Here is a 9,026-nt window from a genome sequence, read left to right on the forward strand (position 1 = left end):
TGTATCTATCAAAAAAGAAGCCAGCAGTTTATTCACGCACTGCTGACTTCTTATAATACTACTCATTTTATTTACTTCGCTGCGTCTCAGACAATTTTTTTATTTTTAAACATAACCTCTGTTTTCCCGCCATCCCTTTACATACCACCTGATTCCAACATATACCAGTTGCACGAATAATAAGAGAAATAGCAGATTGATTGGCAATACTTCCTTTATCCAATCCCCAAAGTAGATAGCTATTGCCATACTTACAAGTATCACCATTATGGTAATCATATCCCAACAGTATTTCTTATATAGCCCTGCAATCTTTATTTCGATGAATGCCAAAAGTATTCCCACACCCACCAGACATCCACCGCAAATCAATATTCTTATCAGCCAGTTTATAATTCCAGCAACGACAGGATTGGATATTCCATCACTAATCTGTGCCACGTTCTTTCCTGCCAGTACAACCCAGCCAGCAATGGTCTGTGTGAAAGTTGCGATTGTATCAAAGAATACCACGCAATCAGAAATAAATATTTTTGACCGTATCATCTGAAAAAGAGTAGTTGATACGGAATACCATATCAGCAGAAACATCAATGCTTCATACATGGCTGTTTTTGTTTTATATCTGCCTGCCAGTTTTTCCCTCTGCATATCATACTTTTCCTTAGCTTTCAGATAAGCTGTCTGTTTACAATTCCCGCACTTTTGATAGAGTACCGGCTTTTCAACCGGTATCTCTACTTTTTTCTGATGGGAGAGTGCATAATCCCGTTCCTGTTCTGCCTGTCTCTGCTTATCTCGACATTCCTCTATCATGGCTTGGACGGTGTGTGTTTTCTCTTTCTCGCTCTGCAACAATTCTTTTGTTTTCCTCAAGTCGTTCTTTAAGGCTTGAATGTTCTCTGTTTTGTTCTCGCTGTTTAACTTCTCGTTCAAGGTCAGCGATTCGTCGAGCTGCACTTTCAGTTCCCTGATAGTCCGGTCTTTCTGGTCGAGTTCTTCCTGCATCTGCTCTGTCAGCAGAAGCAACTCTTCCAGTTGATCGTCGCTCTTTGAGTTTCTTAATTCGTTCATCAATCAACCTTCCTTTCTCTAATTGCTGTTCAAGTTCAGTAATTCGCTGTTCTGTTTCTGCAATAGCCGGTTCTCGCTGTTTAATTTCTGTGCCAATTCCTGCCATTGCTGATTTTCGTCTGTGAGTTTCTGTATCTGGTCTGTCTTTTCTTCCAGAAGCATCAACAGTTCTTCTGTATCCGGTAAGATTTGTAGCAGCTCTGACAATTCTTTCTCTAATTGCTGCAATCGTTCTTCCTGCTCCTGAAAGCACATCAGCTTCTCGTCCTTTTCCTGTATCTCCTGAAGCATCTCTGCCATGATATTCTGCTGTTCCTCTATCTGTGTAATCATTGCTTCCATCATGGGAATTACTTCTTTGCTTTCTTCTAATGTCATTCAACCACTCCCTCCACATCGACAATGCACCGGATACCTTACCAAAGGTTGCAATTACCTTTTGCAGCAGTGCATTTTGTTTTTTTATCATCTGGTTTTCCTCGACCTTCCATGAACCTTTCCTTATCTGCCCGGTGAGATATTTTTCCTCAATCTTCCTTGCATCTGCACCCTCATGAATCGTAGGGACTTTCAATTTGCCCTGTCTTTCATAAGAGCGGTGGTCAATCAGATTGTCTATGGATAAATGCCGGTTACACATCTTTGCCCATTCGCTTCGCCATAACTCACAATTCTTTGGATTGTTCCAGCCGGTAGCGTCAGTCAGAACCCTTTTCCATTGTTTTCTGTTTCTTGCCCCGACTTTCTGTACTCCGTTTTCATCAAGTACCGGAATACGGATTCCATGACGGTCTGGATTTTTCTTATCCTGCCACCAGTCCGGGTGGGATTCATCAACCACGATATTTCCGTCAGTATCTCTGACAAAATCCCAGTCCTTGACTTCCTTGCTGCCCCATGAGTGGTCTGGATTGAATGGTCGCATGGTTACAAGTAAATGCACATGTGGGTTCCCGTCGCCCTTATCGTGTATGCTCCAGTCGGCACACATTCCCTCGTCCACGAAAGTCTTTTGAATATATTCGGTTGTATAATCAATCTGTTCCTGTCTGCTCCATTCTTTCGGCAGGGAAAATTCAAATGAGCGTCCAAGCTGTGCATCTGCATTTTTTTCTATCTTCAATACCTCATTCCATAGACGCTGTTTCTGAAATGTGATTTTAAACTTTTCCAGTGCGGCATCTTTATCATCCGCTCTTTTATAACGGATAGACTGTTGAAACCTTTTTATATTTTCTTCCGGTACATGCAGCCATTCAGGAGGTGCATTTTCGCACATCATCAGACTGGTGTAGACGACTTCCTTTTTGGAAGTATAGTAACTGATTCTGCCTGTTTCCTCATTCTTCATCACATCTCCATTAAGATATGCCGATGCGGATATGACAGATTTTCCTTTACTGCGCCCGACAATCTTTACTGTAAAGTGAAATATCGCCATGATACGATTCCCCCTTTCTGCCGTATCCGGCATTGATTTCCGACAGCATCTTCTTCTGGTTTGGCAGAAGTGAAGCTGTCGGAACGCCCTCTGCGCAAGAGTGCCCCCTGCGGCATGAGCAGGTCTGGCTGAAAGCCCCGCCGACGGAACGAGCCCGGCAAGCGTAAGCGCAGACCGGTTGCCACTTGTGGCAAACTTATAAGGACGACCTCTGGTTGTCCATAAGTGCGCCCTTCATTCAAAGGCAATGAAGGGAATGGAAAAACCACTCCCTCCGCCATTACACTTCCTCCATATCTGTAAGTGGCTCTTTCTGCATCGCCTTTGAGAAAAACTTTCCGTTTGTTTCCTGCCTTTTTAAGAAGCCTATCAACTTTGGTAAATCTTCCTCCTCAATCGGACAGCCAAGAACCGATTCCACCGCACCGCCAATCTGACAGAGCCTGTGGGTTCGTTTTTTACTTTCCTCGGCTTTCTTTCTCTTTTCCAGTTCCTTTCGCTGTGCAATGAGCTTTTTGGTAGCTTCGATGCTTTCCTGTTCCTTTTTCTCTAATGCACGTATTCTTTCTTCATAAGTCTTTGTTGATTTCGCCATATCGTCTTCATCCTTTCTCTTATAATCAAATCTTGCTCTGCTAAGATTTGGCACACGATTCTGGTCAGCTCTGTTGACATAATTCCAATCAGAATCGTGGTGCATCCTTGCGGAGCATTATCTTGTCGATGTTTTTCCGACAAGATAAACATTAGTTCCCGGTTGCATATCAGGAGAAGCACATGGTATAATCCTCTTGCGTGTAGGTATATCATGGCTTCGGTCTGATAGAACCTTTGGCGGTTTCGTAGGAAGCCGCCTTTTTAAGTTGCCACATTTCTTGTGACAGTTTTTACATTTCCTTTATCCCTCAGATCTCGCCCCTCGTTGGCTTCCATGAACTTTTCTAAAATGTCAGTTTTAATAAGGACTTTTCTTCCGACTTTTAATACCGGAAGCTTCTTCCATTCAACCAGCTTTCTCAAAGTGTTTCTGCCAATTCCTGTATAGTCGGCTGCTTCCTCGATGGATAATGCAATCTTTCTTTCCGTCATCTTGTCACCTCCTTATGAATTGCATTATGCAATTTTTGTTGTGCTGTTAGTATAGCGGTTTTATATTGTGTTGTCAAGCGTTATGAAATTTTAAAAATAATTATTATATTGCATATTGCAATTATGTGAGGTACATGCTATAATTCATACATACCGAAAAAGGAGGCAATCAGCATGAAAGATAAAGAACTACGCAAGCTGATAGGCAGCAGGGCAAAACAGCGTCGTCTGGAATTAAATCTGACACAGCCTTATGTTGCAGAGAAGATGGGAGTTACCGCTTCCACAATCCTGCGTTATGAGAATGGTTCGATTGACAATACCAAAAAGATGGTGCTGGAAGGTCTTTCGGAAGCACTTCATGTATCTATTGAATGGCTCAGAGGGGAAACCGATGAATACGAAACCGATATTACGGATAAGAAAGAATTACAGATTCGTGATGCAATGGGCGATATTCTCAAACAGTTACCTCTCGACCTTAGTAAAAAGGAAGATGCTTTTTCCAAAGATTTACTGCTGTTGATGTTAAAGCAATATAACCTGTTTCTGGAATCATTCCAGTTTGCCTGCAAGAATTACAAGGGCAACACGAATGAAGCTGATATTGCAAAAGTAATGGGGTTTGAATCGAATGATGAATATAACGAGATTATGTTTCTCCGGGAGATCACCCACACTGTTAATGCCTTTAACGACATGGCAGATATCGTAAGGCTTTATTCCAAGAAACCGGAAATGGCAGAACAAAGGCTTGAAAATCTTTTATCAGAAGTTTTGTATGAGGATTCCGATTCGGTATAGAACGACAACCGGAGTTATGATATACTTACACGCAAGAAGCATTTCATCAGTTCCGATTGTCTGATATCGAAAGGAGACACACGATTATGGCAAAAGGATCTGTAAGAAAAAAAGGAAAGAAATGGTACTACCGCTTCTATGTAGAAGATGCAAGCGGCAATCTGGTTCAGAAAGAATACGCTGGAACAGAAAGTAAAAGTGAAACGGAAAAACTGCTCCGTCAGGCAATGGATGATTACGAAAGCAAGAAATTTGTCGCAAAGACAGATAATCTTACTGTAGGAGAACTTCTTGATATGTGGGCGGAAGAAGAACTGAAAGTCGGAACACTCAGCAATGGTACAGTGGAAAATTATCTTGGTGCAATCCGTTGTATCAAGAAACATCCGATTGCAGAACGCAAATTAAAAACCGTTACTGCTGAACATTTACAGGCATTTCTCGATCTGCTTACATTCGGTGGGGAATTTCCAGATGGAAAAGTGAGAAAAGGATACAGTAAAGATTACATCCATTCCTTTTCAGCAGTATTACAACAGGCTTTCCGGTTTGCAGTATTTCCAAAACAGTTGATTACTTTTAATCCTATGCAGTATATTAAGCTGAAAAAACAGGCAGAGGATGTGGATTTATTCTCAGATGATGAGGTAGAAGAAGGCATACAGCCTATTTCCCATGAAGATTATGAGAGACTGATAGAATACCTCAAAGTAAAGAATCCACCTGCAATCCTGCCAATCCAGATCGCATACTATGCGGGACTTCGTATCGGTGAAGTTTGCGGATTGACATGGCAGGACATCAATCTTGAAGAACAATGCCTGACCATTAAAAGAAGTATCCGCTATGATGGCACAAAACATAAAAACATCATCGGACCGACCAAGCGAAAGAAAGTAAGGATTGTTGATTTTGGCGATACTCTGACTGAAATACTGAAAACCGCCAGAAAAAAACAGCTTAAAAGCCGGATGCAGTATGGTGAACTTTACCACCGCAATTTCTACAAGGAAGCACAGGACAAAAACAGAGTGTATTATGAATATTATCATCTGGACGGAACCGAAGAAATCCCGGTAGATTACAAGGAAATCTCCTTTGTCTGCCTGAGACCGGACGGATGTCTGGAACTGCCAAGCACACTCAGCATTGCCTGCCGATCAGTTGCAAAAAGGCTGGACGGATTTGAGAATTTCCATTTCCACCAGTTGCGACACACCTACACAAGCAACCTCCTCTCAAACGGAGCTGCCCCAAAAGATGTGCAGGAACTGTTAGGGCACTCTGATGTCAGTACCACAATGAATGTCTACGCCCACTCTACAAGAAAGGCAAAGCGGAACTCCGCCAGACTTCTTGATAAAGTGGCAGGCAACGACTAAATAAAAAATTCCCTTATTTCCCTTGCTGATTCCGCATAAGGTCAAAAATAAGGGAAAATACATATCATTTCACTATTTAAGGGGCTGGAAAGCCCGTAAAATAAGGAAAGTTCAAGAAATCTCTCCACAAATTCCGATTTGTCTTTTCGTTTATGCTACAAATTATATCACATCGGTTTTTGAAAAACCACTTCTATATGTAAAGGCAACCCGAAGGCTGCCCAGGCATCAAGCCTATCCTGTTTACACAGGTTCATTATCATCTTCATCGACGGAGCTATCTGCATCATCGTCCTCAAACTCCGGATCGTATCCATAGTCCTCGTCATCGTCCACATAATCTGCATCCGGATCAGGCTTTGCCGCTTCCTGTGCCTTCTTCTTTTCCTGGACTTTCTTGAATACGAAGAATCCACCACCACAGGCAAGCACAAGCAGAGTAAGAATCGCCGGGAGCATATTCATGGATTTCGGCTTTTCCTCTGGAGTAGGTTCTGTAGCTTCAGGAACCGTTTCAACCACTTCCGGCTTTGTTTCTTCAACCGGCTTAGTGACCTCTGCAACTTCCTCCTCGTCCATCAGCTTTAGCAGGTCGGCTTCATCCACCTGATTCAAAAAATGCACGGTTTCCTCGCCCTTATCATCACGGTCAATGATGATATAGAAGTAGTTTCCGTTTTTGGTTACAGCGGTAATGAACTGCTTTCCACTTTTCGTAGGTGAACCGGCATCATCAACCAAAGTCAGGTTGCCGTCCGGGGTAAGCGGCAGCATCGGTTCCTCCGGCTCTTTTTCGGGAACTTTTTCTTCGACCGCAGGTTCTTCGGTCGCTGCGTTTTCATCTACATAGGCGAATGCCGTTGTAGAAAACACGCCAAAACACATTGCACACGCCAGCAATGCGGCTCCAATTTTCTTAAATCTCATTCTGCGTTTCCTCCTCATTCATAGTATTGATCGTATCAGGCTTTGGAGCCATATCCGCAGCAAACATACGGAGCAGCTCGGAAAGCTGTTCGGGATTCAGGTTCGCAGCATGAACCATCTCGTGGATTTCGGAATTTTCCTCCTCACGGTATCTGCGTTCCAGGTCTTTCACCTTGGCATCCCATTCTGCCCGTTTCTTACGGGCTTTTTCAAGGTCTGCACCAATTCTGTCTAATTTGGCACTCAATCGACATTCCTCCTTAGTTTCTGATTCTGCCGAAGCAGTAAAAATGTTGTTGCCAGTAATTCGATTCGATAGAAGCGTAGGAAATGGGGTTTCCGCAGTGGATCATCATACCATTGCCAACATAGATACCGACGTGAGATGCACCGGAGGTATCATAAGTGCCTTGGAAGAAAATCAAATCTCCCGGCTTGGCAGAGCTTTTCGGGATAATGTCGCATACGCCCATCAAACCGTTTGCGGTCAAACGACCAACACTCCAACCGTTGCCGCAGTTGTTGATAACCCAGGAAACAAAGCCGGAGCAGTCGAAAGAGGACAAAGGACTGCTGCCGCCCCACACATACGGATATCCCAGATATTTTTCAGCTTCCCGAATCATATTGGCAAATCTTGTGTCTGTCAGCGCTTCGCCCGGAATATCATAATCGGTGTACTCGCCGCCAGGGGTGGCGTAAATGTCATTTCCGAAAATATCCGATCTGTTGCCCCTTGTCTGAAGCAAAATTCTATATCGCTCCATATCATCTTCCGACAATCCGGAATTTGAAATCACACTGTTCAAGCCCTTATTTCTGAGCTTCACTTTCAGAATATAATATTCGTAATCTTCTTCCTCTGTTGTTGTCTCTCCCGTTTCAGGATCAGTAGAAGATGTTGTTCGTGTACGAATCTCTACTACTTCTGTGAGGGTCAGCTCATATTGTTGCTCAAACAGCCATTGCAGGGTAGCCTGCACCTCATCTCTGGTGTAGTCCTCGAATTTTACCGTCAGATATGCCGCAAGCTCATAAGGATTGTGGTTGATTTCATCAAGGTCATACCGGTACTCGTCATATCCGCTATGAGTACGCTCGATATTATTGATTTCATTGCGGAGCGCAGCTTCCAAAGCCTTGTAATCATTGTCCGCACCGATAATATCTTCCTCTTTTGCGGTAAAAGAGGTTCCCAGAACGATCTGTGTGCCGCCTTGGAACATAGCCGAACAAGACGAGAACATCCCTGAGAGGATCATAAAAAGCAGTCCAGCAATCAAAACAAACAGGATCATTTTAGAGTGTGTGGTGCAAAACTCCATCGCTTTCTCTGTAATCGTTTTGGTGCTTTGGGCTGCTTTCTTTGTTGCTTTAACGGCAGTTTCTTTCGCTGTCCCTTTGCCTGCCTTCGCCGCTGCATACTCCTTTTTGATTGCCTGTTTTTGTTTCCATCGGGAAATGGGATTAGAAGCGGCATCGGGGTTGTCCTTTTTGAACTTCTCATACAGGGCATTTACATTTGCCTTATCTGATTTTTCTACCAGCTTTTCTGCCTTGTCGTAGGCTTTCAGCTTGTGGCTGTAAACGGCATGATCGACGGTATAAGCAGTGGATTCAACAGCCTTGGTCGTTTCCTGCACAGCCTGAACGCCGATATTATCATCCTCATATTCTGACACCGCCTGATGTGCTTTGGATGTGAGCGTGACTGCGGCACCACGGCTTGCCATGTGCTTTGCCACAGATGGACGCTCGATTTCCGTAAACTCCGCTTTTTCAAAACGGAGCTTTGCTTTACGGGAACCCGCTGCATTTGTTTCCAGCTTTAGTTTTGGCTTTGCCTTTTTGGAAGCCAATTTATCTGCCGCTTTCTCAGCCTTGTCAACCGCCTTATCTGCACGGTCGGCAGCTTTCTTCACATGAGAATCTGCAAGGTCATCTTCGGTAAAACGGAGTCGTGTAGGTCTTTTCGCCATACATTACGCCTCCTTTTCCTGTGCCACCTCATTTAACTTCGTGGTCATAATGCGATACAGTTCCAGATCGGTCGGGAATCGGTCAATGAACGGCAGAATCACATTGCCATAGAACAGAAGCCCTTCGCCCTCACCGGAGTTGGTTACATAGGACAGCTGATGCGGCGAAATGTTCAGCCGCTGCGCCAGAATACTTCGGTCATCGCTTGCCTGATTCAGCATATAGATGAAATCAGAGTTTTCGAGGATGTTGGCAATCTCCGGGGAACGAAGCAGGTCGTAGGGTAGGGTAAAGGCGCCTTGCCGCCGTTGGCGGTAGGTTTCCTACAC

The 9,026-nt window shown here is 43.9% G+C and carries 10 protein-coding genes and 1 pseudogene; 2 read left to right on the forward strand and 9 right to left on the reverse strand.

The window, feature by feature from the left end:
* Positions 1-105: 105 nt before the first annotated feature.
* The 5 genes from DWX68_RS12915 to DWX68_RS12940 form a co-directional block, all read right to left on the reverse strand.
* A complete protein-coding gene (locus DWX68_RS12915) occupies positions 106-816 on the reverse strand; it encodes a DUF6040 family protein (protein WP_014080632.1) in 711 nt (236 codons plus the stop codon).
* Entirely contained in the window at positions 794-2,515 is a 1,722-nt protein-coding gene (locus DWX68_RS12920) for a MobA/MobL family protein (protein ID WP_008115703.1), read from the reverse strand. Before DWX68_RS12920 ends, DWX68_RS12915 begins: the two co-directional genes overlap by 23 nt.
* The gene (locus DWX68_RS12925; protein ID WP_005345966.1) at positions 2,491-2,796 is read right to left on the reverse strand and encodes a hypothetical protein; all 306 of its coding nucleotides are present in this window, start codon (positions 2,794-2,796) and stop codon (positions 2,491-2,493) included. The genes DWX68_RS12920 and DWX68_RS12925 overlap by 25 nt, the downstream gene beginning before the upstream one ends.
* Positions 2,796-3,110, reverse strand: coding sequence for a hypothetical protein (locus DWX68_RS12930; protein ID WP_014080633.1), 315 nt, complete (start codon positions 3,108-3,110; stop codon positions 2,796-2,798). The genes DWX68_RS12925 and DWX68_RS12930 overlap by 1 nt, the downstream gene beginning before the upstream one ends.
* Positions 3,111-3,373: 263 nt before the next feature.
* Positions 3,374-3,604: a helix-turn-helix domain-containing protein gene (locus DWX68_RS12940; protein WP_008115699.1), complete on the reverse strand. Its 231-nt coding sequence runs from the start codon at positions 3,602-3,604 to the stop codon at positions 3,374-3,376.
* A gap of 174 nt (positions 3,605-3,778) precedes the next feature.
* Between DWX68_RS12940 and DWX68_RS12945 the strand changes: the two genes are divergently transcribed.
* Together DWX68_RS12945 and DWX68_RS12950 are read left to right on the forward strand one after the other, a co-directional pair.
* The gene (locus DWX68_RS12945; RefSeq protein WP_003505395.1) at positions 3,779-4,408 is read left to right on the forward strand and encodes a helix-turn-helix transcriptional regulator; all 630 of its coding nucleotides are present in this window, start codon (positions 3,779-3,781) and stop codon (positions 4,406-4,408) included.
* An 86-nt stretch (positions 4,409-4,494) separates the two neighbouring features.
* Positions 4,495-5,790 carry a tyrosine-type recombinase/integrase gene (locus tag DWX68_RS12950; protein ID WP_014080634.1) on the forward strand — a complete coding sequence of 432 codons (1,296 nt, stop codon included), beginning with the start codon at positions 4,495-4,497 and terminating at the stop codon, positions 5,788-5,790.
* A 243-nt stretch (positions 5,791-6,033) separates the two neighbouring features.
* Here the strand turns inward: DWX68_RS12950 and DWX68_RS12955 are convergent, their stop codons facing one another.
* From DWX68_RS12955 to DWX68_RS12970, 4 genes and pseudogenes are all read right to left on the reverse strand, one after another.
* Entirely contained in the window at positions 6,034-6,717 is a 684-nt protein-coding gene (locus tag DWX68_RS12955; RefSeq protein WP_118629787.1) for a DUF4366 domain-containing protein, read from the reverse strand.
* Complete coding sequence (locus tag DWX68_RS12960; protein WP_002304378.1) at positions 6,707-6,964, reverse strand: DUF4315 family protein; 258 nt, start codon at positions 6,962-6,964, stop codon at positions 6,707-6,709. Before DWX68_RS12960 ends, DWX68_RS12955 begins: the two co-directional genes overlap by 11 nt.
* A gap of 13 nt (positions 6,965-6,977) precedes the next feature.
* Positions 6,978-8,696: a C40 family peptidase gene (locus DWX68_RS12965; RefSeq protein WP_118629789.1), complete on the reverse strand. Its 1,719-nt coding sequence runs from the start codon at positions 8,694-8,696 to the stop codon at positions 6,978-6,980.
* 3 nt (positions 8,697-8,699) lie between these two features.
* A pseudogene (locus DWX68_RS12970) lies at positions 8,700-8,975 on the reverse strand (conjugal transfer protein TraE); the annotation flags it as partial.
* Between the last annotated feature and the right edge of the window lie 51 nt (positions 8,976-9,026).

Origin of the sequence: Clostridium sp. AF20-7 (assembly GCF_003479275.1) — a bacterium.
GTDB classification, from domain to species: domain Bacteria; phylum Bacillota; class Clostridia; order Lachnospirales; family Lachnospiraceae; genus Otoolea; species Otoolea fessa.

Excerpts from the sequence above, each read along its gene's own strand:
- DWX68_RS12950 (WP_014080634.1), top strand. The coding sequence starts at position 4,495 with ATGGCAAAAGGATCTGTAAGAAAAAAAGGAAAGAAATGGTACTACCGC.
- DWX68_RS12915 (WP_014080632.1), bottom strand. The coding sequence starts at position 816 with ATGATAGAGGAATGTCGAGATAAGCAGAGACAGGCAGAACAGGAACGG.
- DWX68_RS12920 (WP_008115703.1), bottom strand. The coding sequence starts at position 2,515 with ATGGCGATATTTCACTTTACAGTAAAGATTGTCGGGCGCAGTAAAGGA.
- DWX68_RS12930 (WP_014080633.1), bottom strand. The coding sequence starts at position 3,110 with ATGGCGAAATCAACAAAGACTTATGAAGAAAGAATACGTGCATTAGAG.
- DWX68_RS12955 (WP_118629787.1), bottom strand. The coding sequence starts at position 6,717 with ATGAGATTTAAGAAAATTGGAGCCGCATTGCTGGCGTGTGCAATGTGT.
- DWX68_RS12945 (WP_003505395.1), top strand. The coding sequence starts at position 3,779 with ATGAAAGATAAAGAACTACGCAAGCTGATAGGCAGCAGGGCAAAACAG.
- DWX68_RS12940 (WP_008115699.1), bottom strand. The coding sequence starts at position 3,604 with ATGACGGAAAGAAAGATTGCATTATCCATCGAGGAAGCAGCCGACTAT.
- DWX68_RS12965 (WP_118629789.1), bottom strand. The coding sequence starts at position 8,696 with ATGGCGAAAAGACCTACACGACTCCGTTTTACCGAAGATGACCTTGCA.
- DWX68_RS12925 (WP_005345966.1), bottom strand. The coding sequence starts at position 2,796 with ATGGCGGAGGGAGTGGTTTTTCCATTCCCTTCATTGCCTTTGAATGAA.